Genomic DNA, 24,768 nt, shown 5'->3' on the forward strand with positions numbered 1-24,768 from the left:
ATGGGGACATCAAAGAAAAGCAGTGGCAATAGGTATGACTGATGCTTTAACGAAAAGTTCGACCTATTGGCAAAATTTTTTCACTTAAAGGCAAACTTCAGTTTTATCCTAACCCCGGCCAGATGATGACAATAAGCGTCCCCGCCAGCGTTAGCAGAACGTTGGCGATGGCGTAAGTCCCCGCATAACCCAGCGCTGGAATATTACTGCGCGCCGTATCGCTAATGATTTCCATCGCCGGGGCGCAGGTACGCGCGCCCATCATGGCACCGAACAGCAGCGCCCGGTTCATGCGCAGCACATAAGCGCCAAACAAGAAGCAGATCACCACCGGTACCAGGCTGACGACAAGCCCGGCGATCAGCATTTGTCCGCCGACCGCGCCCAGACCGTTGCTGATACCGCTGCCGGCGCTTAAACCAACGCCTGCCATAAACACCATCAAGCCGAATTCTTTCACCATATTAAGCGCGCCCTGCGGAATATAACCAAAGGTAGGATGGTTAGCGCGCAGGAAACCGAGCATGATCCCGGCGAACAGCAATCCGGCCGCGTTGCCGATGCCGAAACTAAAATTGCTGAACTGGAAGGTAATCATCCCGATCATTAACCCGATGATAAAAAAAGCGCAGAAGGCGAGCAGGTCCGTCACCTGACTATGGATCGAAATAAAACCAATGCGATCGGCGATGGTTTTTACGCGTCTGGCGTCGCCGCTCACCTGTAACACGTCGCCTTTATTCAGCACGACGTTATCGTCGATAGGCATTTCGATCTGGCTGCGGATGACGCGGTTAAGGAAGCAGCCATGATCGGTCAGCTTGAGCTGAGCGAGGCGGCGACCGACCGCATTGTGGTTTTTCACCACAATTTCTTCCGTCACGATGCGCATATCAAGCAGATCGCGATCAAACACTTCCTTACCATTACGGAAGCTAGGATCGAGCCTGGCGTGCGCGTCCGGATAGCCGACCAGCGCAATCTCATCGCCCATTTGCAGCACCGCATCGCCATCCGGGTTCGCCAGAATACCGTTACGGCGAATACGTTCGATATAGCAGCCTGTCTGGCGGTAAATACCCAGCTCGCGCAGGTTTTTGCCGTCAGTCCAGGCCACCAGTTCCGGGCCAACCCGATAGGCGCGGATAACCGGCAAATAAACCTTGCGATTAGCATCGGTATCCAGACCGCGCTCGCGAGCAATTTGCTGGGCGCTGGTTTGCAAATCCTGATGCTGTAGTTTAGGCAAGTAGCGCGCGCCCACGATCAGACTGACCAACCCAATCAGATAGGTCAGGGCATAGCCCAGGCTCAGATTATCAAGAGCGGAGGAGAGTTGCGTGCTGGCGATGCCGGAATGTCGCAGGGTATCGCCTGCGCCAACCAGCACGGGCGTGGAGGTCATTGAGCCAGCCAGCATACCGGCCGTCAGGCCGATATCCCAGCCGAATAGCTTACCAAGGCCTAAGGCGATTAGCAGAGCGCTACCGACCATGACCAGGGCAAGCATCAGATAATTTTTACCGTCGCGAAAAAAAATCGAAAAAAAGTTGGGGCCAGCCTCGACGCCGACACAAAAAATAAACAGCATAAATCCCAGATTTAGCGCGTCGGTGTTAATACTGAAGTGTTGCTGCCCTAATAATAGAGAGACCACTAAAACGCCAATGGAATTACCAAGTTGGACTGAACCCAGACGTAACTTGCCAAGACACAGGCCAAGAGCCAGGACCACAAATAATAACAGGATGTAATTCCCATTTAACAAATCTGCGACGTTTATATTCACGGAGACTAACTTCTTGTTTACGAGTAAGCTGTTGAAAGAAATGCTAATTTACGCTACTGTTTTTATCATGAATTAAGGGTGCAATCGTATTGCATACAGCATCCAAATAAAAACAACACAACAATATATCCTGCTAGTTTAATCTTATTGCGTACTAACGGCTATAAGAATCGTGCAGGTGTGTTTTTGGCATGGAATGCCACATGACTTTATCTGACTGGATGCCTCACGGCGGAAAGCGTGTTCGATAGAGAGTGTCAGGAGGAACGATTGAAACATAAACACGGGTGGGCAAGCGTTGTCTGCTGCTTTGTACTCTTTATTGTGGTGTGTCTTTCATTAACTATGCATGTACAAGGCGCTTTTCGCGCGGCAGGGCATCCTGAGATTGGACTGTTATTTTTTACGTTGCCTGGTGCGGTGGCCAGTTTTTGTTCTCACCGACGCGAGGTGATCCGACCGCTGATCGGGGCGATGCTGGCGGCGCCGTTTTGCCTGGTGTTAATGCGCGTGGTATTTATGCCTACCCGATCGTTTTGGCAAGAACTCGCGTGGTTATTTAGCGCCGTATTCTGGTGTGCGTTAGGCGCGCTCTGTTATTTGTTTATTAGCAGCCTGTTTAGCCACCGGCGAAAAAAACGCCGATAGCGCCCTCCGTCAGAGGGCGTTGCCAGAGCAATCAGGCGAAAAGATTCAGATTTTCTTTTGCCCATGCTTCAAAATCCGTACAGCCGCCGATATGTTTTTGATCGACAAAAATCTGCGGTACGGTTTCTACAGGTTTACCTACGGTTTTTTCCAAATCCGCTTTAGTAATGCCTTCAGCATGGATATCAATATAGCGGTAGTTGAAATCGTCGCGTTCTTTGCTCAGTTTTTCCGCCAACTCTTTTGCACGCACGCAATAAGGGCACCCTGGACGGCCAAAAATAACAGTAAACATATCTCTCCTCGAACATAAAGCCAGACGGCGAACAGGTGTTATCATGCCGCGATTTACGGCAGATGAAAAGCAGGTTACGCCTGTTCCTTTGATAACCCAGGGCTATATCTGTTAAGCACGCCGGACCAGAACGTTCTACACTGTGCGTCAGTTAACCGGGAGGCTTGATATGCGCACGATTGGCGTGTTACCCAAAAGCGTACTGATACTGGAATACCTCGGTATGATTTTGCTGGCGCTTGCTCTGCTATCGCTTAATCATTACCTTACGCTGCCCGCGCCGTTCAATACGCCGCTGGCTGGCGTATTGATGGTTTTCCTCGGCGTCGTGTTGAGCCTCCCCGCCGCGGTGGCGATGATGTGGCGTATTGCGCAGTTACTGGCGCCGCAGTTGATGAAACGTCCACCCGACATTTCTTCCCGTTCAGATAGAGAAAAGCATAATGAGTCCGACCATTGAACTTCTTTGTGGCCATCGTTCTATTCGCCATTTCACCGATGAACCCGTGACTGACGCGCAGCGAGAGGCCATTATTGCCGCCGCGCGCAGCACGTCCAGTTCCAGTTTTTTACAGTGCAGCTCTATTATCCGTATTACCGATCGGGCGCTGCGCGAGGCGTTAGTGCCCCTGACGGGCGGGCAAAAGCATGTGGCGCAGGCCGCTGAGTTCTGGGTATTTTGCGCCGATTTTAATCGTCATTTGCAGATCTGTCCTGACGCGCAGTTGGGGCTTGCCGAACAACTGCTGCTCGGTGTCGTCGATACGGCGATGATGGGGCAAAACGCGCTGACGGCGGCGGAATCACTGGGGTTAGGCGGCGTGTATATCGGCGGCATCCGTAACAATATTGAGTCTGTTACCGAACTATTAAAATTGCCGAAGCATGTATTGCCGCTCTTTGGCCTGTGTTTGGGATGGCCTGCGGATAATCCGGATCTGAAACCGCGCCTGCCTGCCGAGCTTGTGGTTCATGAGAACCAGTATCAACCGCTTGATGAAAAGCTGCTGGCGCGCTATGACGAGCAGTTGGCTGAGTATTATCTGACCCGCGGCAGTAATACGCGACGCGATACCTGGAGCGATCATATCCGTCGCACCCTGATTAAAGAAAATCGCCCATTTATCCTTGAATATTTGCATAAACAGGGCTGGGCGACGCGCTAAAACCTGCGGGCCAGTGTATGATACGCGGGCTTTTCAGGGTTTTCAGCGAGGTGCAGGGTGAAAATTGCCATATTGTCCAGGGATGGAACGCTCTATTCTTGCAAACGTCTGCGCGAAGCGGCGATGCGGCGCGGCCATCTGGTCGAGATACTCGATCCTCTTTCCTGCTATATGAATATTAATCCGGCTGCGTCGTCGATCCATTACAAGGGGCGTCGTCTGCCCCATTTTGACGCCGTTATTCCCCGTATTGGTTCGGCCATTACCTTTTATGGTACCGCTGCGCTACGTCAGTTTGAGCTACTGGGTAGCTATCCGCTGAATGAATCCGTCGCTATTACCCGCGCGCGCGATAAGCTGCGATCGCTACAACTTCTGGCGCGCCAGGGGATCGATCTCCCCATTACCGGGATCGCCCATTCGCCGGATGATACCAGCGATCTTATTAAGATGGTTGGCGGGGCGCCGCTGGTCGTGAAGCTGGTAGAAGGCACGCAAGGGATCGGCGTGGTATTGGCGGAGACGCGTCAGGCTGCTGAAAGCGTTATTGATGCGTTTCGGGGGCTGAATGCCCATATCCTGGTTCAGGAATACATTGCCGAAGCTAAAGGATGCGATATTCGTTGTCTGGTCGTCGGCAATGAGGTTGTGGCGGCGATTGAGCGGTGCGCGAAAGCCGGTGATTTTCGCTCCAATCTTCATCGTGGCGGGGTGGCCAGCATCGCGACGATCACGCCTCGTGAACGGGATATCGCCATCAAAGCCGCACAAACGCTGGGGCTGGATGTGGCGGGCGTCGATATTTTACGCGCCGCGCGCGGGCCGCTGGTGATGGAGGTGAATGCCTCGCCGGGACTGGAAGGTATCGAAAAGACTACGGGCGTAGATATCGCGGGGCGAATGATTCAGTGGATAGAACGTCACGCTACACCTGAATTTTGCCTTAAAATCGGCGGCTAATCGCAATCGTGGATTCCGCCGTAGTACGAAGCACGCTTTTTGCGTAAGCTGTGCCGGTAATTTTTCATCGTCATCGTAAGAGGTAGCACATTATTATGATATCACTGGTCGTTCCCACTCTGGATACGTTGCGTCAATGGCTCGACGACCTGGGCATGAATTTTTTCGAATGTGATACCTGCCAGGCGCTGCATTTGCCGCATATGCAGAATTTTGACGGCGTCTACGATGCTAAAATCGATTTGGTGGACAACACCGTTCTTTTTTCCGCGATGGCGGAGGTCAGGCCTTCCGCGTTGCTGCCGCTGGCGGCCGATCTCTCTGCTATCAACGCCAGTTCGTTGACGGTAAAAGCCTTTCTCGATATGCAGGATGATAATCTGCCAAAACTGGTTGTGTGCCAGTCTTTATCCGTTATGCAAGGCGTCACCTACGAACAGTTCGAATGGTTTGTTCGCCAAAGTGAAGAGCAGATTTCTATGGTGATCCTTGAGGCCGGGGCGCATCAGCTTCTGTTTAACGCGGAAGAAGACGCGCAAAAAACCAGCGCAGTTGACCATTTTCTTCACTAATCCCTTCCGATAATCAGGCAGTCGCTGCCAGCGCGGCTGCTGTTTACGTTTTTTTATGCTGCTATTAACCTTTATTTAAAGAATTATTCACCTCCTTTCTGACCATTTCGCTTTATCACATAGACAAAACCTGCATAAAAAATTGATAAAAGGCGTTTTTTAATCTGGGCTATAGCCTCAAACCTTAGCTAAAGTTATTCTTGCGAAGCTTCTATAGCGAGCTTGATGGCAGGGAGGGCGACCTCTCTTCTTCATTTGTATCAAATGAAAAGGTATGCACATTTCAGGCATGTTTTAAACCACGCCTAATGGGTTCATTTGTTAACGGATTTCAGAAGGAAAGCGATGATGACCGCCTTAAAGAAAAAATGGCTATCGGGTCTGGTTGCGGGTGCTCTGATGGTCGTCTCTGTCGGCACGCTCGCTGCCGAACAAAAAACGCTGCACATTTATAACTGGTCAGATTATATCGCGCCGGACACGGTGGCGAACTTTGAAAAAGAGACCGGGATTAACGTTATCTATGATGTCTTTGACTCTAACGAAGTGCTGGAAGGCAAGTTAATGGCAGGCAGCACCGGGTTCGATCTGGTGGTGCCATCGGCCAGTTTTCTTGAGCGCCAGCTCACCGCGGGCGTTTTTCAGCCGCTGGATAAAAGCAAACTTCCCGGCTGGAAAAACCTCGATCCTGAACTGCTGAAACTGGTAGCGAAGCACGATCCTGACAACAAATACGCCATGCCCTACATGTGGGCCACGACGGGCATTGGCTATAACGTTGATAAAGTGAAAGCGGTGCTGGGGGATGATGCGCCAGTGAATAGCTGGGATTTAGTCCTCAAGCCGGAAAATCTGGAGAAGCTAAAAAGCTGCGGCGTCTCTTTCCTTGATGCGCCTGAAGAAATTTTTGCCACTGTGCTGAACTATCTGGGTAAAGATCCGAATAGCAGCAAAGCGGATGACTACACCGGCCCGGCAACCGATCTGTTGTTGAAGCTACGGCCAAACATTCGCTATTTCCACTCCTCGCAATACATTAACGATCTGGCTAATGGCGATACCTGTGTGGCCATCGGCTGGGCGGGCGATGTCTGGCAGGCCGCTAACCGAGCGAAAGAGGCGAAAAATGGCGTCAATATCTCTTTCTCGATCCCCAAAGAGGGGGCAATGGCGTTTTTTGATGTGTTTGCCATGCCGGCTGACGCCAAAAATAAAGACGAGGCCTACCAGTTCCTTAATTATCTGCTGCGCCCTGATGTGATTGCCCATATTTCCGATCACGTTTTCTACGCCAATGCGAATAAAGAGGCGACGGCGCTGGTCAGCCAGCAGGTGCGCGATAACCCGGGAATTTATCCGCCGGCGGATGTGCGGGCCAAGTTGTTTACCCTGAAAGTGCAGGAGCCGAAGATTGATCGCGTCCGCACCCGCGCATGGACGAAGGTGAAAAGCGGTAAGTAATTTATTAACGGTATGGCCTGATAAGCGTGCGCTATCGGGCATTCCACCGTTTGTATCGTTTGATTGTGTTATGCCGGAGAGCGCCTTGTGAATGATGTCCCCCACCGCCCGCAGGTGAAAACCCGTAAAGCGCTGACGCCGCTTCTGGAAATTCGCAACCTGACGAAGTCATTCGACGGGCAACATGCTGTCGATGATGTCAGTCTGACTATCTATAAAGGCGAGATTTTTGCCCTGCTGGGCGCGTCAGGTTGTGGAAAATCGACTCTGCTACGGATGCTGGCAGGTTTTGAACCGCCGAGCAGCGGGCAAATTATGCTCGACGGCGTCGATCTGGCGCATGTTCCGCCGTATCAGCGTCCGATTAATATGATGTTTCAGTCCTATGCGTTGTTTCCGCATATGACGGTAGAGCAGAACATCGCTTTTGGTCTGAAGCAGGACAAACTGCCGAAGGCGGAGATTACCAGCCGCGTCAATGAGATGCTGGGTCTGGTGCACATGCAGGAGTTTGCAAAACGTAAGCCGCATCAGCTTTCCGGCGGTCAGCGCCAGCGCGTGGCCTTGGCGCGCAGCCTGGCGAAACGTCCTAAGCTGCTCTTGTTGGATGAACCGATGGGCGCGCTGGATAAAAAATTACGCGACCGGATGCAGCTTGAAGTGGTGGATATCCTTGAGCGCGTCGGCGTGACCTGCGTCATGGTGACGCACGATCAGGAAGAAGCGATGACGATGGCGGGGCGCATTGCCATCATGAACCGTGGAAAATTTGTGCAAATTGGCGAACCGGAGGAGATTTACGAGCATCCGACGACCCGCTATAGCGCCGAATTTATCGGATCGGTAAATGTTTTTGAGGGCTTACTGAAAGCGCGTGAGGAGGACGGTCTGGTCATTGACGCGCCCGGTTTGGTTCATCCGTTAAAAGTCGATGCAGATGCCTCTGTCGTTGATAATGTGCCGGTATATGTGGCGCTACGTCCGGAAAAAATCATGCTGTGTGAGTCGCCGCCTGCCGATGGCTATAATTTCGCCGTCGGCGAAGTGGCGCATATTGCGTATCTCGGCGATCTGTCTATTTATCATGTGCGGCTAAAAAGCGGGCAGATGATCAGCGCTCAACTGCAGAATGCGCACCGTTACCGGAAAGGGTTACCGACCTGGGGCGATGAAGTGCGTTTGTGCTGGGAAGCGGATAGCTGCGTGGTCCTGACGGTATAAGGGGGAAACATGAGCACACTTGAACCTCCGGCACGCATCAGTAAACCTGGCGGCGCGGCGCTATGGTTGGCGCGAATGCAAATGAAACATGGGCGTAAGCTGGTTATTGCTTTGCCCTATATTTGGCTCATTCTGCTGTTTTTACTGCCGTTTCTTATCGTCTTTAAGATAAGCCTGGCGGAAATGGCGCGGGCGATCCCGCCGTATACCGATCTGCTGGAATGGGCTGACGGTCAGTTGTCGATTACGCTCAACCTCGGCAATTTTTTGCAACTGACCGACGATCCGCTCTATTTCGAAGCCTATCTACAATCGTTACAAATTGCCGGTATTTCCACAATCTGCTGCCTGCTGCTGGGCTACCCGCTGGCGTGGGCGGTGGCGCACAGCAAGCCCTCCACGCGCAATATCCTGCTGCTGTTGGTGATTCTGCCCTCGTGGACGTCTTTTTTAATACGCGTCTATGCCTGGATGGGCATTTTGAAAAACAACGGTGTGCTGAACAATGTGTTGCTGTGGCTAGGGGTTATCGATCAGCCGCTGACGATCCTGCACACTAACCTGGCCGTCTATATCGGCATTGTTTATGCTTATCTGCCGTTTATGGTTCTGCCCATTTATACCGCATTGACGCGCATTGATTATTCGCTGGTGGAAGCGTCGCTGGATCTCGGCGCCCGACCGCTGAAAACATTTTTTAGCATCATTGTTCCACTCACCAAAGGCGGAATCATCGCCGGCTCGATGCTGGTTTTTATCCCGGCAGTGGGCGAGTTCGTGATCCCGGAACTGCTTGGCGGGCCGGACAGTATCATGATTGGTCGCGTCCTGTGGCAGGAGTTTTTCAATAACCGCGACTGGCCGGTTGCTTCTGCGGTCGCCATTATTATGTTGCTGCTGCTGATAGTACCGATCATGTGGTTCCATAAACATCAGCAAAAAAGTGTGGGGGAGCACGGATGAATAACTTACCGGTCGTTCGCTCGCCCTGGCGCATTCTGATTCTGGTGCTGGGGTTTACTTTTCTCTATGCGCCGATGTTAATGTTGGTGATTTACTCGTTTAACAGTTCGAAGCTGGTGACGGTGTGGGCGGGATGGTCGACGCGCTGGTATGGCGAGCTCTTTCGGGATACCGCCATGATGAGCGCAGTGGGACTAAGCCTGACAATTGCCGCCTGTGCGGCGACGATGGCGGTGGTGCTCGGTACTATTGCTGCGGTGGTGATGGTGCGATTTGGACGATTTCGCGGCGCAAACGGCTTTGCGTTTATGATCACCGCGCCGCTGGTGATGCCGGATGTGATTACCGGGCTGTCGCTGCTGCTGCTGTTTGTCGCGCTCGGTCATGCTATCGGCTGGCCCTCCGATCGCGGGATGCTGACCATCTGGTTGGCGCATGTCACTTTCTGTACCGCCTACGTGGCAGTGGTGATCGCTTCGCGATTACGCGAACTGGATCGTTCGATTGAAGAGGCGGCGATGGATCTTGGCGCGGCGCCGTTGAAGGTCTTTTTTGTCATTACGTTACCGATGATCATGCCAGCGGTGATCTCGGGCTGGCTGTTGGCCTTTACGCTTTCCCTTGACGATCTGGTGATTGCCAGCTTCGTTTCCGGTCCCGGCGCCACCACGCATGCTGGTTTTCTCCAGCGTGCGCATGGGCGTGAACCCGGAAATCAACGCGCTGGCGACGTTAATCCTCGGCGTGGTAGGAATCGTCGGATTTATTGCCTGGTACCTGATGGCGCGAGCGGAAAAACAGCGGATTCGCGATATCCAGCGTGCAAGACGCGGCTGAAGCCACTAAAATCTTCCTCTATGGCAATGCGTTGCCGCGCGGGTCGCGGCATCATTTTCAGGGAAGACATTCATTGGGATTTATAAAGCAATCAACCTCATCACATGCCCGTTTAAATGTGCCTACGCTGGTGCAGGTTGCGGCTATGGCGATTATTTTGATTCGCGGTCTCGATGTGCTGATGATTATGAATACCCTCGGCATACGCGGGATGGGCGAGTTTATTCATCGCAGCGTGCAGACGTGGAGCTTAACCCTGGTCTTTCTGGCAAGCTTAGTGCTGGTCTTTGTTGAAATTTATTGTGCGTTTTCGCTGGTGAAAGGCCGTAGCTGGGCGCGTTGGGTGTACCTGGCGACACAAATTATTGTAAGTGGGTATCTGTGGGCGGCGTCGTTAGGCTACGGGTATCCGGAGTTGTTTAGCATCGCGGGAGAATCGAAGCGTGATATCCTGCATTCCCTGGTCATGCAAAAACTCCCCGATCTTTTAATTCTGTTTCTGCTGTTTATTCCCGCTCCCAGCCGTCGGTTCTTCCGGCTGCAATAATGTGTATAATCGTCGCCCCGGATAATATGAAGGTTTTTTGGTATGCAGTGCGCACTCTATGACGCGGGTCGCTGCCGTTCCTGTCAATGGATTACGCAGTCGGTTAACGAACAACTTTCCGCAAAAACAGCCGATTTACATCGTTTGCTCGCCGGGCTGCCTGTTGAACAGTGGGGCGCGCCGATTGGCGGCCCGGAACAGCATTTCCGCAACAAAGCGAAAATGGTCGTGAGCGGTAGTGTAGAAAAACCGCTCTTCGGGATGCTGCATCGCGACGGTACGCCGGTCGATCTTTGCGGCTGCCCGCTGTATCCCGCCTCCTTTGCCCCCGTATTCAGCGCGCTAAAACCTTTTATTGCCCGTGCCGGACTCACGCCTTATAACGTGGCTCGAAAACGCGGCGAACTGAAATACCTGTTGCTGACGGAAAGCCAGTTCGATGGCGGTATGATGCTACGCTTCGTGTTGCGTTCAGAAACCAAACTTACGCAACTGCGCGCGGCGTTACCGTGGCTGCGCGCGCAACTGCCGCAGCTCAGAGTGATCACCGCAAATATCCAGCCGGTACATATGGCGATTATGGAAGGGGAGACGGAAATCTACCTGACGGATCAGCAGGCGCTGGTGGAACGTTTTAACGATGTGCCGCTGTGGATTCGCCCGCAAAGTTTCTTTCAGACCAACCCTACGGTCGCCAGCCGATTATATGCAACGGCGCGCGATTGGGTAGGGCAACTGCCGGTACGCCATATGTGGGATCTTTTTTGCGGAGTGGGCGGATTCGGCCTGCACTGCGCGACGCCGCAGATGCAATTAACCGGTATTGAGATCGCGCCGGAGGCGATTGCCTGCGCGAAGCAATCCGCTGCCGAGCTGGGATTGACCCGCCTTCATTTCCAGGCGCTGGATTCCACCCAATTCGCCATCGCACAAGGCGAAACGCCCGACCTGGTATTGGTGAATCCTCCCCGCCGCGGCATTGGCAAGCCGTTGTGCGATTACCTTGCACAAATAGCGCCGCGTTTTATTATTTATTCAAGCTGTAACGCGCAGACGATGGCGCAGGATATTCGTCATCTGCCGAACTACCGTATTCAACGTGTTCAGCTTTTCGATATGTTCCCGCATACCGCGCATTATGAAGTGTTAACACTGCTTTGCAGGCTGTAGCGCCAAAAGCCAGACATACAAAATATCTATATTAACTATCTAATTATCCATAAATAATAATAACCATGATCGATCGATAAAAAACTCCGATCGATCGTGGTTATATATTACCCTATTTTTGCAAATCAAATCACAAATAATCACTTTAAATCTTTTAATGACTAATTTTGATTATTACAGTGCGTGTAAGGCAAAATTAGACAAGGTGGTTTATCGGGTAACTTTCAATAGCATCAGCGAAGCAATACGTAACGTCAGTAAAGGGGTCAATCATGACAACGAATAGGCACGCTTATGGAGGGCGTTCAGACGATGTTTGCCAAATTTATAGATGTTATTCAAACGTTTTTAACTGAACCGGCAATATTAATTGGGATATTAGTCGGTGTTGGCTATGCGCTGGATAAAAAGACGCCTATAAAAATTATCACCGGTATGATCAGCGCGATGGTCGGTTTGATAATGGTGTTATTTGGCGGCTTTCAATTTTCAGCCACTTTTAAACCGGTTGCAGAGGCAGTCAGCAAAGCTTATGGCGTGCATGGATACTTAATGGATTCATACGCCATGAAAGCCGCGACGCAAATAGCGCTGGGCGATAATTTCGGCTATGTAGGATACGTTTTTGTACTGGCGTTTTTTACTAACCTGTTATTAGTTTTATTTGGCCGTTATACCGGCGCAAAAGGTATATTTCTTACCGGTAATACCGGGGTCTCTCATTCACAGGCGGTACTGTGGTTAATCGTCTTCTGGCTGGGGTTCGGTTGGGTACAATCCATTGTGATTGCCGGGGTATTGACCGGGGTCTTTTGGGCGTTTTCAACTACGCTTATTGTTAAACCCATCGCCAAAGTGACCAATAACGCCGGTTTTACCATTGCGCATAACCAGATGCTGGGACTGTGGTTTTTCTCGAAATTCGCGCATAAATTCGGCGATCCGGAAAAGCATGACGCCGAAAACCTGAAACTTCCCGGTTGGTTAGCCATTTTTAACCACAACGTGACGGCAATCGCCATTGTGATGACGCTCTTCGTTGGCGGTTTTCTATTGGCGACAGGGATCGATAACGTACAGTTAATGGCGAAAGGCAAACCCTGGTATATCTATATCATCAATCTGGGCCTGCAATTCTCTATGTATATGGTCATCTTGCTGCAGGGCGTGCGGATGATGGTTGGTGAAATTAACGGTTCGTTTAAAGGATGGCAGGATCGCTTTATTCCTAACGCCATACCGGCTGTGGATGTTGCTGCTTTATTACCTTTTTCGCCTAACGCGGCCACGCTGGGATTCGTCTTTTGTACTTTCGGCACGATTTTTTCCATGGGCATTCTGCTGCTCATCCATAGCCCTATTATGGTACTGCCTGGTTTTGTTCCGCTCTTCTTTTCCGGCGGTCCCATCGGCGTATTAGCCAACCGAATGGGGGGATATCGTTCCGTTATTATTTGTACTTTCCTGTTAGGGATTATTCAGACTTTCGGTACGGTATGGGCCATTCCTTTAACCGGGCTGGCAAAAGAAGGTGTGGGCTGGACGGGAATATTTGACTGGGCGACTCTGTGGCCTGCAATTTGTGAATTACTGAAATTTATTGCTTCAACGTTCCATCTTGGTCCTTATTCCATTTAATTGATTCGGTTTATATAAAGGATTTTATTATGAAAGATTCTGTAAATATTTTATTCGTATGCGGTTATGGTGTAGGCAGTAGCGTAATGTTACAGACTGTTGTTAAAAAAGCGTTAGCAAAATATGACTTCTCTTTTGATATGGAGCATACGGCAGCGGGAGAGGTCGGTGGATTTACCGACTGGGCAGATATTTATGCGATTTCGAAAAAATTGCTTGATGTTGTTAGCCTCGATCCTAAACACGGACAATATCTCATTCCCATTGAGAATATCATGGATGGCGAATCAATAGGTAAACAGATTTACGATGTGGTAGAGAAAAATTTTCCGCACCTGCTCAACAAATGAGGGTGAGTCATGAAAGCGATTATTCTGCTGTTTGACAGTCTGAATAAAAACTATTTGCCGCCCTATGGTGATTTGCTAACGAAAGCGCCTAACTTTCAACGCCTGGCGGCACATGCCGCCACCTTTGACAATAGTTATGTCGGCAGTATGCCCTGTATGCCAGCCCGTCGGGAACTGCACACCGGGCGCTATAATTTCCTGCATCGTGAGTGGGGGCCGCTGGAACCCTTTGATGATTCCATGCCGGAATTATTGAAAAAAGCGGGGATCTACACCCATCTTATCAGCGATCATCTGCATTACTGGGAAGACGGCGGCGGTAACTACCATAACCGCTATAGCTCCTGGGACGTAGTACGCGGTCAGGAGGGCGATCACTGGAAGGCAAGCGTTGGCGAGCCGCCCATTCCGGAAGTACTGCGCGTTCCACAAAAACAAACCGGAGGCGGCGTTTCCGGGCTATGGCGTCATGACTGGGCGAACCGCGAATACATCCAGCAGGAAGCCGATTTTCCCCAGACGAAAGTTTTTGACGCCGGGTGCGATTTTATCCATAAAAATCATGCCGAAGATAACTGGTTATTGCAGGTTGAGACGTTCGATCCGCATGAGCCGTTTTATACCACCGAGGAATATTTATCGCTCTATGACGATGAGTGGCAAGGCCCGCATTATGACTGGCCGCGCGGCAAAGTCAGTGAAAGTGAGGAGGCGATAGCGCATATTCGCTGTCGTTATCGGGCCCTGGTTTCCATGTGCGACCGCAATCTGGGACGTATCCTTGATCTGATGGATGAACACGATCTCTGGCGCGATACGATGCTGATTGTCGGTACCGATCACGGCTTCTTGCTGGGGGAGCACGGTTGGTGGGCTAAAAATCAAATGCCCTATTATAACGAGGTGGCGAATAACCCGCTGTTTATCTGGGACCCGCGCAGCGCGGTATGCGGAGCGCGACGGCAGTCGCTGGTGCAGATGATTGACTGGGCGCCAACGCTACTGGATTATTTTCAGCAACCTATTCCCGCAGATATGCAGGGCCAACCGCTGGCGAAAGTCATTGCCAGTGATGAACCCGTCAGGGAAGGCGCGCTGTTTGGCGTGTTTAGCGGACATGTTAATGTTACCGACGGACGCTATGTTTATATGCGGGCCGCGCAGCCGGGGCGTGAGCATGACATTGCGAACTACACGTTAATGCCGATCAAGATGAATGCGCGTTATGACGTGGATGAACTGGGAAAATTATCTCTGGCACCTCCGTTTAACTTTACTAAAGGGCTTCAGGTATTACGTATTCCGGCCAGGGAAAAATATAAAGGTGTGAATAGTTTTGGTCATCTCTTGTTTGATCTCAGAGACGATCCGCAGCAGCAACATCCTATTCATGATGAGGCCATCGAAGCAAGGATGATCAACTTACTTATCCGTTTGATGAAAGAAAATGATGCTCCGGCGGAGCAGTATCGCCGTCTGGGTCTGGATGTTGTCTAAAAACGTAACAATGTTGTAAGCCGGGTGCGCGTTAGCGTCACCCGGTAAGTATTAGTCCGAATCGCCTGTTGATGCAGGCGTTTGAGACTGATGACAAACTGTAGAATGCTCAATGGCGCTGCGCTTATCAGGCCAGGATAGTTTCCTGATGGCGGCCCGTGGGCTGAATAAGGTATTTATACTGCCATTTCGCAACACGGTGGGTTAATCACATACGTCTTACTGCGGGAACCACTGATCGCTAATTTTCTGATAAGTGCCGTCCGCTTTAATGGCGGCCAGCGCATTATTCAGTTTTTCCAGCAACGCCTTATTGTCCGGGCGCACCGCGATGCCAAGTCCGGTACCGAAGTATTGCGGATCGGTCACTTTCTCTGTTGCCGGACCCAGTTGCGGATTCGTTTTCAGCCACTCATTGACCACTGCGGTATCGCCAAAGACGCCGTCAATACGGCCATTTTTCAGGTCGATAATCGCATTCTGGTAGCTGTCGTAGGCCACGGTTTTGACCTCCGGATGTTTATCCTGGAGATATTTTTGATGCGTGGTGCCATTTTCCATACCGATACGCTTACCTTTTAGATCGGTAAAGGTTTTATAGGTGTCTTTTTTGGCAATCACCAGCGCGGAGTTCGCATAATAGGGATTGCTAAAGGCGACCTGTTTACTGCGCTCCGGGGTAATGTCCATTCCGGAAATGACGGCATCATATTTTCTGAATTTCAGCGCCGGGATAAGACTATCGAAAGCATGATTGGTAAAAGTACATTCTGCCTGCATTTGCTTGCATAATGCGGTTGCCAGATCGATATCGAAGCCCACAATTTTATTACTCGCATCCAGGGATTCAAACGGGGGATAGGTGGCGGAAACCCCGAAATTGATTTTTTCAGCGGCGATGCTGCCAGTGGCGAAAGAGGCGAGTAATGCAGCCAGAACTAATTTTTTCATGATGTCACTCCCGTAATCTTATGATTATGCGCCGTGTCTGCGGCATAGATTTACAATGCCATTAACTGAATTTTTATGCAATAAAAATGAGTAAATATTTTATAATGGGTAAAAAAAGACGGACAGGTTAACCACTTGTCCGTCGGATTTATTCAATATTATGCATCGTAGGCTTGATAAGCGCAGCGCCATCTGACCATTGTCGAACGGCGGCGAGAATGCCTTATCCTGCCTGGTTAATTGCGCCGCTCAAACGCCAGGGCTTTACGCTCAATCAAACGCATCATCAGCGTCAATAGACCGTTGACGACCAGGTAAATTACGCCTGCCGCGCCAAATACCACCACATCGTAGGTACGACCATAGAGCAACTGACTGTACCCCATGACTTCCATCAAGGTGATGGTATAGGCCAGCGAGGTACTTTTGAAGACCAGTACCACCTCATTAGAATAGGAGGAGAGGGCGCGTTTAAACGCATAGGGCAACAAAATCGCCAGCGTATCTTTCTTACTCATCCCCAGCGCGCCACAGGACTGCCACTGACCTTCCGGAATCGCGCGAATCGCGCCATAAAATAGCTGCGTGGTATAAGCGGCGCTGTTTAGCGACAACGCGATCAGTGCGCACAGCCACGGTTCAGACAGTAGATGCCAGAGTAGCGGATACTCTTGCAGCGTCGGGAATTGACCGGGTCCGTAGTAGATCAGGAAAATTTGCACCAACAACGGCGTACCGGTAAACAACGTGATATAGCCGCGCACCAGCCACACCACGAACGGCGTTTTTAGCGTCAGGATGATGGTAAAAACTAACGCCAGCACCAAAGCGATGGCAATAGAAGCCACGGTCAGCGTCAGGCTGGTGTGTAGCCCTTTTAGCAGTTCAGGTAAGTACTCAAGCATTAGTCCGGCCTCCGCTCAAAACGTGTTGCGCGCAGGTCTATGCGTTTGAGAATGTACTGACTGATCAGCGTAATGACCAGGTAAATAGCCGCCGCAATAATGTACCAGTTAAACGGTTCCTGGGTGCGTGTGGCAATACTTTTGGTCTGCAACATCAGATCGTTAACGCTGATAAGGCTGACCAGAGCCGTATCTTTTAGCAACACCAGCCACTGATTACCCAGCCCTGGCAGGGCGTGACGCCACATCTGCGGCATCACCAGACGGAAAAAAATCGCCGTCTTTGATAATCCCAGTGCCTGACCCGACTCCCACTGACCAGACGGAACGGCTTTCAGCGCGCCGCGTAGCGTCTGCGACGCATAGGCCGCATACAGCAGGGACAACGCAATCACGCCGCACAGGAACGGACTGACGTCAAAGTTCTCAATCTCCATTTGCACCGGGATCTGCGTAAAGCCGAGATGGAGGGTAAACCCGTCAGATAGCGTAAGCAGGAGTTGCGAGGAGCCGAAATAGATAAACAGCACCACCAGAATTTCCGGCAGACCGCGCAAAATAGTGACCAGCGCGGAGCCTATCCAGGCTATCGGGCGCCATTTTACGGACTCCCAGACGGCAAAGAACATGGCTAACGCGAGGCCAATGATCAGCGCGCAGACGGCAAGGCCGACGGTCATCCCGGCGGCGCTTGCTAAAGGAAAAAATTCGTTCATCAAAGATTACTTCTGGAACCATTTGTTATAGATGGTCTCGTAAGTCCCATCTTTCTTCACTTTTTCCAGCGCAGTATTGAATTTCTGCTGCAGCTCGGTGTTGCCCTGACGTACCGCGATACCCAGGCCGGTGCCGAAATAATCTTTATCGGTGACTTTATCGCCGACCGGCGCCAGCTTAGGATTGGCTTTCAGCCATTCGGTCACGACCGCCGTGTCGCCGAAAACAGCGTCGATACGGCCATTTTGTAGATCCAGCTTCGCGTTCTGATAGCTGTCATGCGGTACGGTGGTGATTTCCGGATGCTTATCCATGATGAATTTCTGGTGCGTCGTACCGTTCTGTACGCCGACTTTCTTACCTTTCAGTTGATCGACGCTGGTGTATTTGCCCTGCTGACCCACGAACAGCGCGGAGTTGTCGTAATATGGCGTGGTAAACAGCACCTGCTTTTCACGTTCTGGCGTGATATCCATTCCCGCCATTACAGCGTCGAAGCGGCGGAATTTCAGGCTGGGGATCAGGCTGTCGAACGCCTGATTGGTAAAGGTACAGGAGGCGTCGATCTCTTTACATAGCGCGTTGGCCAGGTCGACGTCAAAGCCGACAATCTTGTTATTAGCATCCATCGATTCGAACGGCGGATAGGACGCTTCGGTCGCAAAACGAATGGTCTGGGCTGCTGTAGCGGAAAGGCTAAAGCCTGCAATTAGCGCGGCAATCAGAACTTTTTTCATTGTCATTGTCCCGAATCTTAGTGAGAGAGATAGTTTTTGAACGCTTCGGTCTGAGGGTGGGCAAAGCAACCCGCATCACCGTGCTCGACGATGTGACCATTTTCCATATAAATCACACGACTGGCGGTCTTACGCGCCACTTCGACTTCATGCGTAACGATCACCTGAGTAATGTTCGTTTCCGCCAGCTCATGAATAATACTGACGATTTGAGCGGTAATTTCCGGGTCCAGCGCGGCGGTCGGTTCATCAAACAGCAGCACCTGCGGTTCCATCATCAGCGCGCGGGCAATCGCGACGCGCTGCTGCTGACCGCCGGAAAGGTGCAACGGATAACGATCGCTATAGGGCTTCAGACGTAGACGCTCCAGCAGCTTTTCTGCGCGCGCCAGCGCCTGATCTTTTGTCAGACCCAGTACGCGGCAGGGCGCTTCAATCAGATTCTGCACAACGGTGAGATGCGGCCAAAGATTATATTGCTGAAAGACCATTCCGACATTTTGACGTAGCTCACGAATCGCCTTATCGGACGGCGTTTTCGTAAAGTCAAAATGGTTCCCGGCGATAGTCAGAGTGCCGGAGCGCGGCATCTCAAGCAGATTGAGTACACGCAGCAGCGAACTTTTACCCGCCCCGCTTGGGCCAAGCAACACCAGCGTTTCGCCTTCGGGGCAATCCAGCGTGATATCGAACAGCGCCTGATGCGCGCCGTAAAAGCAATTAATGCCGTTTAATTGAATACTCATTGACACTCGTATACAGGCAGTCTGATAGCTATTGAAGCCGCAGATAGTACCTTTCGCAGAATAGTTATGCAATATTTATGCGTTAAAAGTTAAATATATCCCACATTCTTCCCTAAACATAGCACAAAATAGCAGGAGGAATAGTAGGTAAGAAGAATTGTCGGCATCCCGGGCAGAATGCCAGACAATTTACGGGGTTATGGGTGCAAAAGCGGGGGAATACTGTCTGTTAACGGTTTTCTATCGACTGGCGCAGCGTACCGGCAGGGGCATGGACATCTCCGCCCAGATAGCGAACGTCGTCAATCACCCAGCATGAGCCTTCGTGAATCATAAGCACTTCATCCTGCCAGCTTTGATCGCCCTGTTTTAACGCTACCCGCAGAGGAATGTTGCGCGCATCTCGGTTCGGAATGGTTGATGCGCTGGCGACGTTGGCGCTATCCGGCAGCGTAGCGCGGCTGGAGAACAGATCGCCGCTCATCAACTGGCGGTGCTCCGTATCGCGGCTGACGTCGGTCAACAATTTCGCCAGGTTATCACTCAAGTAGGGGCGAAGCGCGGCGATATCATTGCTGTGGTGTTGAATACGGTAGTCGTAAAATTGTTGAGCCACGCTGTCCGGGCCGCCTTCCACACACGCGCCGATACGCGGGCCATTATCTTTGTAGGCGGGAGTGACGGTCGTACAGGCGCTAAGCAGAAGCGCGCACGGGATGAGCAAAGAGAGTTTAGAATAGCGCATGATGATTTCCTTATAGGCGATCGAGCAAAAACCGATCTACGATAATCAATTATATCCTTTCAATGATAGCGTATCAGCTTGATAATGCGTTTGAGATCGTGTGCTTAGCTAACCCGGGAGATTCACTATGCAGTTTTCAACAACCCCAACGCTGGAAGGACAAAGCATCGTGGAGTATTGCGGTGTGGTGACGGGCGAAGCCATTTTAGGCGCCAATATTTTCCGCGATTTTTTCGCCGGCATTCGGGATATCGTCGGCGGACGTTCCGGCGCGTATGAGAAAGAGCTGCGTAAAGCGCGTGAAATTGCTTTTCAGGAACTTGGCGAGCAGGCTAAAGCGTTGGGTGCCGATGCGGTGGTAGGCATCGATATTGATTACGAAACTGTCGGCAAGGATGGCAGTATGCTGATGGTCAGCGTCAGCGGAACGGCGGTGAAAACGCGCCGATGAGAGCGCTACTGTGGCTGGTTGGTCTCGCGTTGCTGTTAACAGGCTGCGCGAGCGAAAAAGGAATTATCGACAAAGAGGGATATCAGCTTGATACCCGACATCGGGCGCAGGCGGCCTGTCCGCGCATTAAAGTACTGGTGATTCACTATACGGCGGAAAACTTTGACGTTTCGCTGGCGACGTTAACGGGTCGCAACGTCAGTTCGCATTACCTGATTCCCGCAACCCCGCCATTATATGGCGGTAAACCGCGCATCTGGCAACTGGTGCCGGAACAGGATCAGGCCTGGCATGCGGGCGTCAGTTTCTGGCGAGGCGCCACACGTCTCAATGATACGTCTATTGGCATTGAGCTGGAAAATCGCGGCTGGCGAATGTCCGGCGGGGTGAAATCTTTCGCGCCGTTTGAATCCGCGCAAATTCAGGCATTGATTCCGTTAGCGAAGGACATTATCGCGCGCTATGACATCAAACCGCAGAATGTGGTGGCCCATGCGGATATCGCGCCGCAGCGTAAAGACGATCCCGGCCCGCGCTTCCCGTGGCGCGAGCTGGCGGCGCAGGGGATTGGCGCCTGGCCTGACGCCCAGCGTGTGGCGTTTTATCTGGCTGGACGCGCGCCGTATACGCCAGTCGATACCGCAACGGTGCTTGCGTTACTCTCGCGCTATGGCTATGAAGTCAAAGCCGATATGACGGCGCGCGAGCAGCAGCGGGTGATTATGGCGTTCCAGATGCACTTCCGTCCGGCGCAATGGAACGGTATCGCAGATGCCGAAACGCAGGCGATTGCCGAAGCATTACTGGAGAAGTACGGCCAGGATTAACGCGGTAAATTTCCGTGATCGCGCAGCCAGGCGGCGGTGCGCTCAATGCCTTCGTCCAGCGTGATGATGGGCTGGTAGCCCAGCTCTTCCTGCGCGCGAGTCGTATCGAGCGTAAAATCAAAATTCAGTTTTGACACGCCGTAATGCGTTAGCGGGGGCTCTTTGGCGGATTTTTTGCCGAAGCGCTCCATACTGCGGGCGATCATATCCAGCATCGGGTAAGGCACAGAGCGAATGCGGCAATCGATAGTCAATTCATCAATTAACTTTTGTACGATGCTGCGTAAGGTACGGTTTTCGCCGTTAGTGATGTTATAAGCGCGGCCAGAAGGCAGATGATCGCAGCCCGGCTGGCTGGCCAGCCACATGGCGTGGATCGCATTTTCATAGTAGGTCATATCGACCAGCGCGCTGCCCCCGTGCGGTAATAAGACGCTACCGTAATGGTGCATCATATGCGCCAGACGTGGGATAAATACTTTATCGTGCGGGCCAAACAGGCTTTGCGGACGCAACACCGTAAAACGTGTTTGCGGATTGGCCTGCGCCAGCAGATTAATCACCTCTTCACCGGCGGCTTTACTGCGGGCGAACTCATTGGCAAACCGATGCGGACGGAAATCCTCTTTGATATCACGGTGATGGTGGTAATCAAAATAGAGCGAGGGAGAGGAGATATGAATAAAATTGCGCACGCCCCAGGCGACCGCCCATTCTCCCAGGCGGCGGGTGGCGCGAACATTCGCCAGATCGAAAGCCTGTTGGGTTCCCCAGGGCGAGGTAAAGCTGGAGCAGTGCCACAACGTGTCGATCCCGGCAAGCATCACTTTAGCCTGCGAGGAGACCAGTTCGGTTAAATCCGCATGGACGAATTCCGCGCCCATTTTTTCAAGCAGCTTGCCCATCGCTTCATTGCGACCCGTCGCTCTGACGCTGATGCCTTTATTGCGCAAAAATTCAACCGCGTTTCGACCTAAGCCGCTGGTGGCGCCGGTAACCAGTACCTTCATATCAATCCACTGTGTTTAATAAACCGTCGTGCGCATTCTTCCGTGAATTACGTCGGTATGCAATGGGAAACACGAAAGAATACAGCAACTTTTTCTCATTTTTCTGTGATTTGTTCTGCAAGTCGGGCAATACGCCTTGCCATTCCTCGGAAAATAAACAGGTGCGCCGGGATCATCAGTAGCCAGTAAATCAGGCCCGGCATTCCGTGTGGATGCCACCAGGCGTGCACGTCAATTTCGCGGTAGCGGCCTTTATCGTGCAGCGTGAAGCTAAGCCGCCCCAGGCCCGGCGCTTTCATGCCAAACAAGAGCGTGAGCTGTTTTTCTGGTTCGACAATGATCACTTTCCAGCTATCTACCGTATCGCCAGGCTTGAGCAAAGTATGCGACGGGCGGCCTTTCGCCAGTTTATGCCCCACCAGACGATCCATCGCGGCGCGCGTCTGCCACAAAATATTGCCGAAAAAATAGCCCTCTTTGCCACCCAGCCGATTTACGACCTGCCAGAGCGCCGATAGGCTGGCCGGGGTCTGCGCGGTAAAGCCCGCCTGCTTTGGAAAATAGCCGTATTCGGGACGCCAGCGGGCGAAGGCCAGCGCGTCGTAGCCCCAGTCGCTGGAGTTCACCAGTTTTTCTTCTTCTTTCAGCGTGCGGCGAACGGCGTCATCAAAGGTGATAAGCGTTTGGGGGATCAACTTTTTTAACGCGGCGTCATCGGCCAGCAAATCGTGCCTTAATCCCTGGATTAACGCTTTTGCGGTAGTTGGCGGCACGGAGGTAATGACGTTTAAAAACCAGACCGAAATCCAGCGGGTCGGAAAAGGCACCGGGATCAGCGGACGCCGTTTACCGCTGACGGCCATAAAACGTTCAAACTGCTGCTGATAACTTAATACCTGCGGCCCGGCGGCTTCCAGAATACGATGCTCGTGCGCAGGGTGCTCCAGTAAGCCGACCAGGTAGTAGAGTAAATTTTCCAAGGCGATGGGCGTGGTGCGCGAACGCACCCAGCGCGGCGGCGTGAGTATTGGCAGGTTGTAAACCATGTCGCGCATGACTTCGAAGGCGGCGGAGCCTGCGCCGACGATGATCCCGGCGCGTAATTCCGTCACCGGTACGCCTGCGTCGCGCAGCGTGTCAGCCGTAAGCTGGCGGGCGCGCAGGTGATCGGATTGCTCATGCGTCGGCGCCTGCAATGAACTGAGGAAAATAAGTTGTTTAACCGGCGTCTGGCGCAGCGCGTCGCGCACGTTGAGCGCCGCCTGACGCTCATGGGCGATAAAATCGCCGCCTTCGCCCATGCCGTGTACCAGATAGTAAACGGTATCAATGTCGCGAAGCAGCGCGGGTAAATTTTCCGGCCAGTGCAGATCGACCTTATGACAACTGACGTTGGCGAGGCGCTGTTTTTCCAGACGTTCGATGCGTCGCGCCGCCGCTCGCACATGATGCCCTTGCTGACTTAGCGCAAAGACCAGGTGCTGGCCGATATAGCCGCTGGCGCCGAGAACCAGAATGCGTTGCGCCACGTTGCTCTCCTTAGCGGGCTAAAAAGGCGCGCCAGTGGGCGACGACGTCGGTAAGCTGTTCGCGAGAGACATCCAGATGCGTCACCAGACGCACAATCGGCGCGGCGTTAATCAGGATATTCCGTTCCCGCAAATAGTCGCCAAGCGCGGCGGCCTGTGCTTCGCCAACGCGAACAAACAGCATATTCGTTTCGTGGCGCATGACCTCCGCGCCCGCTTCCCGAAGCTGCTGCGCCAGCCAGGCGGCGTTATCATGATCCTCTCGCAGACGCGCCACGTTATGCTTCAGCGCATACAGTCCGGCCGCTGCCAGAATCCCGGCCTGACGCATTCCGCCGCCGACCATTTTACGCCAGCGCGTCGCGCGTTTAATGTAGTCGCGGTTACCGACCAGCAGCGAACCGACCGGCGTTCCGAGACCTTTTGACAGGCAGATGGTAAAAGAGTCGCAATACTGCGTAATCTCTTTTAACTCACAGCCGTAGGCAACCACCGCGTTAAAAATTCGGGCGCCGTCAACGTGCAGCGCCAGCCCACGTTCGCGGGTAAACGTCCAGGCGTCTTTCAGATACGCGCGCGGCAGCACTTTCCCGTTATGCGTATTTTCCAGACTGAGCAAGCGCGTACGCGCGAAGTGGATGTCATCCGCTTTAATCTTCGCCGCCACGTTCTCCAGCGGCAGCGTACCGTCCGCGGCGGCGTCGATGGGCTGCGGCTGAATGCTGCCGAGCACCGCCGCGCCGCCAGCTTCATAGAGATAATTATGCGCGCCCTGACCGACGATATACTCTTCGCCGCGTTCACAATGGCTAAGCAGCGCGACCAGATTGGCCTGGGTGCCGGTGGGTAAAAAAAGCGCCGCTTCTTTACCGGAAAGGTCGGCGGCGTAGCGCTGAAGGGCGTTAACAGTAGGGTCATCGCCGTATACGTCGTCCCCGACCGGGGCGGTCATCATCGCCTCGAGCATGGCGCGGCCCGGTCGGGTAACGGTATTACTGCGTAAATCAATCATGGCACATCCCTGGATTTTAAAAGG

26 protein-coding genes and 1 pseudogene are annotated in these 24,768 nt (G+C 52.3%); 16 read left to right on the top strand and 11 right to left on the bottom strand.

All coding sequences use genetic code 11. The features are described from left to right. Positions 1-103: 103 nt before the first annotated feature. Entirely contained in the window at positions 104-1,789 is a 1,686-nt protein-coding gene (locus tag ACFK9X_RS08740) for an aspartate:alanine antiporter (protein ID WP_001024853.1), read from the bottom strand. Positions 1,790-2,059: 270 nt separating this feature from the next. Here ACFK9X_RS08740 and ACFK9X_RS08745 point away from each other — a divergent pair, with 270 nt between their 5' ends. Then, positions 2,060-2,437, top strand: a complete 378-nt coding sequence (locus ACFK9X_RS08745) for an inner membrane protein YbjM (protein ID WP_000680850.1) — start codon at positions 2,060-2,062, stop codon at positions 2,435-2,437. 31 nt (positions 2,438-2,468) lie between these two features. On the opposite strand, the gene ACFK9X_RS08750 is transcribed toward ACFK9X_RS08745, so the two are convergent. Beyond that, complete coding sequence (locus ACFK9X_RS08750; RefSeq protein WP_000495513.1) at positions 2,469-2,732, bottom strand: GrxA family glutaredoxin; 264 nt, start codon at positions 2,730-2,732, stop codon at positions 2,469-2,471. A gap of 169 nt (positions 2,733-2,901) precedes the next feature. Between ACFK9X_RS08750 and ACFK9X_RS08755 the strand changes: the two genes are divergently transcribed. The 13 genes and pseudogenes from ACFK9X_RS08755 to ACFK9X_RS08815 all read left to right on the top strand — a co-directional run bounded on the left by ACFK9X_RS08755 (position 2,902) and on the right by ACFK9X_RS08815 (position 15,114). Further along, the gene (locus tag ACFK9X_RS08755; RefSeq protein ID WP_151116176.1) at positions 2,902-3,192 is read left to right on the top strand and encodes a YbjC family protein; all 291 of its coding nucleotides are present in this window, start codon (positions 2,902-2,904) and stop codon (positions 3,190-3,192) included. Continuing rightward, positions 3,176-3,898 carry a nitroreductase NfsA gene (gene nfsA, locus ACFK9X_RS08760; RefSeq protein WP_000075300.1) on the top strand — a complete coding sequence of 241 codons (723 nt, stop codon included), beginning with the start codon at positions 3,176-3,178 and terminating at the stop codon, positions 3,896-3,898. Before ACFK9X_RS08755 ends, nfsA begins: the two co-directional genes overlap by 17 nt. 57 nt (positions 3,899-3,955) lie before the next feature. Further along, on the top strand, positions 3,956-4,858 hold the full coding sequence (gene rimK, locus ACFK9X_RS08765) for a 30S ribosomal protein S6--L-glutamate ligase (protein WP_000684361.1): 903 nt from the start codon (positions 3,956-3,958) through the stop codon (positions 4,856-4,858). A 95-nt stretch (positions 4,859-4,953) separates the two neighbouring features. After that, on the top strand, positions 4,954-5,430 hold the full coding sequence (locus tag ACFK9X_RS08770; protein ID WP_000624814.1) for a YbjN domain-containing protein: 477 nt from the start codon (positions 4,954-4,956) through the stop codon (positions 5,428-5,430). A 348-nt stretch (positions 5,431-5,778) separates the two neighbouring features. After that, positions 5,779-6,891 carry a spermidine/putrescine ABC transporter substrate-binding protein PotF gene (gene potF / locus ACFK9X_RS08775; protein ID WP_000125769.1) on the top strand — a complete coding sequence of 371 codons (1,113 nt, stop codon included), beginning with the start codon at positions 5,779-5,781 and terminating at the stop codon, positions 6,889-6,891. 87 nt (positions 6,892-6,978) lie between these two features. Beyond that, positions 6,979-8,112, top strand: a complete 1,134-nt coding sequence (gene potG, locus ACFK9X_RS08780) for a putrescine ABC transporter ATP-binding subunit PotG (protein WP_001000698.1) — start codon at positions 6,979-6,981, stop codon at positions 8,110-8,112. Between the two features lie 9 nt (positions 8,113-8,121). Then, entirely contained in the window at positions 8,122-9,075 is a 954-nt protein-coding gene (gene potH / locus ACFK9X_RS08785; RefSeq protein ID WP_000105453.1) for a putrescine ABC transporter permease PotH, read from the top strand. Continuing rightward, positions 9,072-9,912: pseudogene (potI, locus tag ACFK9X_RS08790) on the top strand (putrescine ABC transporter permease PotI). The gene potH and the pseudogene potI overlap by 4 nt, the downstream one beginning before the upstream one ends. Positions 9,913-9,985: 73 nt before the next feature. Further along, positions 9,986-10,459, top strand: coding sequence for a YbjO family protein (locus ACFK9X_RS08795; RefSeq protein WP_000505788.1), 474 nt, complete (start codon positions 9,986-9,988; stop codon positions 10,457-10,459). 42 nt (positions 10,460-10,501) lie between these two features. Beyond that, positions 10,502-11,629, top strand: coding sequence for a 23S rRNA (uracil(747)-C(5))-methyltransferase RlmC (rlmC, locus tag ACFK9X_RS08800; protein ID WP_151116178.1), 1,128 nt, complete (start codon positions 10,502-10,504; stop codon positions 11,627-11,629). 294 nt (positions 11,630-11,923) lie between these two features. After that, the gene (locus ACFK9X_RS08805; protein ID WP_151116180.1) at positions 11,924-13,267 is read left to right on the top strand and encodes a PTS sugar transporter subunit IIC; all 1,344 of its coding nucleotides are present in this window, start codon (positions 11,924-11,926) and stop codon (positions 13,265-13,267) included. 29 nt (positions 13,268-13,296) lie between these two features. Then, a complete protein-coding gene (locus ACFK9X_RS08810) occupies positions 13,297-13,617 on the top strand; it encodes a PTS sugar transporter subunit IIB (RefSeq protein ID WP_000655399.1) in 321 nt (106 codons plus the stop codon). Between the two features lie 9 nt (positions 13,618-13,626). Then, positions 13,627-15,114, top strand: coding sequence for a sulfatase (locus ACFK9X_RS08815; protein ID WP_000644020.1), 1,488 nt, complete (start codon positions 13,627-13,629; stop codon positions 15,112-15,114). A 219-nt stretch (positions 15,115-15,333) separates the two neighbouring features. Here the strand turns inward: ACFK9X_RS08815 and artJ are convergent, their stop codons facing one another. The 6 genes from artJ to ACFK9X_RS08845 all read right to left on the bottom strand — a co-directional run bounded on the left by artJ (position 15,334) and on the right by ACFK9X_RS08845 (position 19,915). After that, positions 15,334-16,065 (bottom strand): arginine ABC transporter substrate-binding protein ArtJ, encoded by a 732-nt coding sequence (artJ, locus tag ACFK9X_RS08820; protein WP_000737538.1) that lies wholly within the window; start codon positions 16,063-16,065, stop codon positions 15,334-15,336. Positions 16,066-16,301: 236 nt separating this feature from the next. Beyond that, positions 16,302-16,970 carry an arginine ABC transporter permease ArtM gene (artM, locus tag ACFK9X_RS08825; protein WP_151116182.1) on the bottom strand — a complete coding sequence of 223 codons (669 nt, stop codon included), beginning with the start codon at positions 16,968-16,970 and terminating at the stop codon, positions 16,302-16,304. Next, on the bottom strand, positions 16,970-17,686 hold the full coding sequence (artQ, locus tag ACFK9X_RS08830) for an arginine ABC transporter permease ArtQ (protein WP_001001677.1): 717 nt from the start codon (positions 17,684-17,686) through the stop codon (positions 16,970-16,972). The genes artM and artQ overlap by 1 nt, the downstream gene beginning before the upstream one ends. A 6-nt stretch (positions 17,687-17,692) precedes the next feature. Then, a complete protein-coding gene (artI, locus tag ACFK9X_RS08835; protein WP_151116184.1) occupies positions 17,693-18,424 on the bottom strand; it encodes an arginine ABC transporter substrate-binding protein ArtI in 732 nt (243 codons plus the stop codon). A 17-nt stretch (positions 18,425-18,441) separates the two neighbouring features. Continuing rightward, positions 18,442-19,170 carry an arginine ABC transporter ATP-binding protein ArtP gene (gene artP, locus ACFK9X_RS08840; protein ID WP_000027186.1) on the bottom strand — a complete coding sequence of 243 codons (729 nt, stop codon included), beginning with the start codon at positions 19,168-19,170 and terminating at the stop codon, positions 18,442-18,444. Between the two features lie 229 nt (positions 19,171-19,399). Then, on the bottom strand, positions 19,400-19,915 hold the full coding sequence (locus ACFK9X_RS08845) for a lipoprotein (protein ID WP_151116186.1): 516 nt from the start codon (positions 19,913-19,915) through the stop codon (positions 19,400-19,402). 127 nt (positions 19,916-20,042) lie between these two features. On the opposite strand from ACFK9X_RS08845, the gene ACFK9X_RS08850 reads away from it, so the two are divergent. After that, positions 20,043-20,366, top strand: coding sequence for a heavy metal-binding domain-containing protein (locus tag ACFK9X_RS08850; RefSeq protein WP_001160725.1), 324 nt, complete (start codon positions 20,043-20,045; stop codon positions 20,364-20,366). Next, on the top strand, positions 20,363-21,193 hold the full coding sequence (locus tag ACFK9X_RS08855; RefSeq protein ID WP_151116188.1) for an N-acetylmuramoyl-L-alanine amidase: 831 nt from the start codon (positions 20,363-20,365) through the stop codon (positions 21,191-21,193). The genes ACFK9X_RS08850 and ACFK9X_RS08855 overlap by 4 nt, the downstream gene beginning before the upstream one ends. Here the strand turns inward: ACFK9X_RS08855 and ACFK9X_RS08860 are convergent. The 3 genes from ACFK9X_RS08860 to ltaE form a co-directional block, all read right to left on the bottom strand. Then, entirely contained in the window at positions 21,190-22,203 is a 1,014-nt protein-coding gene (locus ACFK9X_RS08860; RefSeq protein WP_000866905.1) for an NAD(P)-dependent oxidoreductase, read from the bottom strand. The two genes, ACFK9X_RS08855 and ACFK9X_RS08860, sit on opposite strands and share 4 nt — an antisense overlap. 95 nt (positions 22,204-22,298) lie before the next feature. Then, entirely contained in the window at positions 22,299-23,732 is a 1,434-nt protein-coding gene (locus ACFK9X_RS08865; protein WP_151116190.1) for an SDR family oxidoreductase, read from the bottom strand. 10 nt (positions 23,733-23,742) lie between these two features. Then, positions 23,743-24,744, bottom strand: a complete 1,002-nt coding sequence (gene ltaE / locus ACFK9X_RS08870) for a low-specificity L-threonine aldolase (RefSeq protein WP_151116192.1) — start codon at positions 24,742-24,744, stop codon at positions 23,743-23,745. Between the last annotated feature and the right edge of the window lie 24 nt (positions 24,745-24,768).

It is taken from the genome of Salmonella sp. WC3, assembly GCF_042932255.1.
Classification (GTDB): Bacteria; Pseudomonadota; Gammaproteobacteria; order Enterobacterales; family Enterobacteriaceae; genus Salmonella; species Salmonella enterica.

What these genes read in the sequence shown, in the direction of transcription:
- ACFK9X_RS08750 (WP_000495513.1), bottom strand. Translation starts at nt 2,732, where the DNA reads ATGTTTACTGTTATTTTTGGCCGTCCAGGGTGCCCTTATTGCGTGCGT.
- ACFK9X_RS08755 (WP_151116176.1), top strand. Translation starts at nt 2,902, where the DNA reads ATGCGCACGATTGGCGTGTTACCCAAAAGCGTACTGATACTGGAATAC.
- nfsA (WP_000075300.1), top strand. Translation starts at nt 3,176, where the DNA reads ATGAGTCCGACCATTGAACTTCTTTGTGGCCATCGTTCTATTCGCCAT.
- ACFK9X_RS08770 (WP_000624814.1), top strand. Translation starts at nt 4,954, where the DNA reads ATGATATCACTGGTCGTTCCCACTCTGGATACGTTGCGTCAATGGCTC.
- potF (WP_000125769.1), top strand. Translation starts at nt 5,779, where the DNA reads ATGACCGCCTTAAAGAAAAAATGGCTATCGGGTCTGGTTGCGGGTGCT.
- potH (WP_000105453.1), top strand. Translation starts at nt 8,122, where the DNA reads ATGAGCACACTTGAACCTCCGGCACGCATCAGTAAACCTGGCGGCGCG.
- rlmC (WP_151116178.1), top strand. Translation starts at nt 10,502, where the DNA reads ATGCAGTGCGCACTCTATGACGCGGGTCGCTGCCGTTCCTGTCAATGG.
- ACFK9X_RS08805 (WP_151116180.1), top strand. Translation starts at nt 11,924, where the DNA reads ATGGAGGGCGTTCAGACGATGTTTGCCAAATTTATAGATGTTATTCAA.
- ACFK9X_RS08810 (WP_000655399.1), top strand. Translation starts at nt 13,297, where the DNA reads ATGAAAGATTCTGTAAATATTTTATTCGTATGCGGTTATGGTGTAGGC.
- ACFK9X_RS08815 (WP_000644020.1), top strand. Translation starts at nt 13,627, where the DNA reads ATGAAAGCGATTATTCTGCTGTTTGACAGTCTGAATAAAAACTATTTG.
- artJ (WP_000737538.1), bottom strand. Translation starts at nt 16,065, where the DNA reads ATGAAAAAATTAGTTCTGGCTGCATTACTCGCCTCTTTCGCCACTGGC.
- artM (WP_151116182.1), bottom strand. Translation starts at nt 16,970, where the DNA reads ATGCTTGAGTACTTACCTGAACTGCTAAAAGGGCTACACACCAGCCTG.
- artQ (WP_001001677.1), bottom strand. Translation starts at nt 17,686, where the DNA reads ATGAACGAATTTTTTCCTTTAGCAAGCGCCGCCGGGATGACCGTCGGC.
- artI (WP_151116184.1), bottom strand. Translation starts at nt 18,424, where the DNA reads ATGAAAAAAGTTCTGATTGCCGCGCTAATTGCAGGCTTTAGCCTTTCC.
- artP (WP_000027186.1), bottom strand. Translation starts at nt 19,170, where the DNA reads ATGAGTATTCAATTAAACGGCATTAATTGCTTTTACGGCGCGCATCAG.
- ACFK9X_RS08845 (WP_151116186.1), bottom strand. Translation starts at nt 19,915, where the DNA reads ATGCGCTATTCTAAACTCTCTTTGCTCATCCCGTGCGCGCTTCTGCTT.
- ACFK9X_RS08850 (WP_001160725.1), top strand. Translation starts at nt 20,043, where the DNA reads ATGCAGTTTTCAACAACCCCAACGCTGGAAGGACAAAGCATCGTGGAG.
- ACFK9X_RS08855 (WP_151116188.1), top strand. Translation starts at nt 20,363, where the DNA reads ATGAGAGCGCTACTGTGGCTGGTTGGTCTCGCGTTGCTGTTAACAGGC.
- ACFK9X_RS08860 (WP_000866905.1), bottom strand. Translation starts at nt 22,203, where the DNA reads ATGAAGGTACTGGTTACCGGCGCCACCAGCGGCTTAGGTCGAAACGCG.
- ltaE (WP_151116192.1), bottom strand. Translation starts at nt 24,744, where the DNA reads ATGATTGATTTACGCAGTAATACCGTTACCCGACCGGGCCGCGCCATG.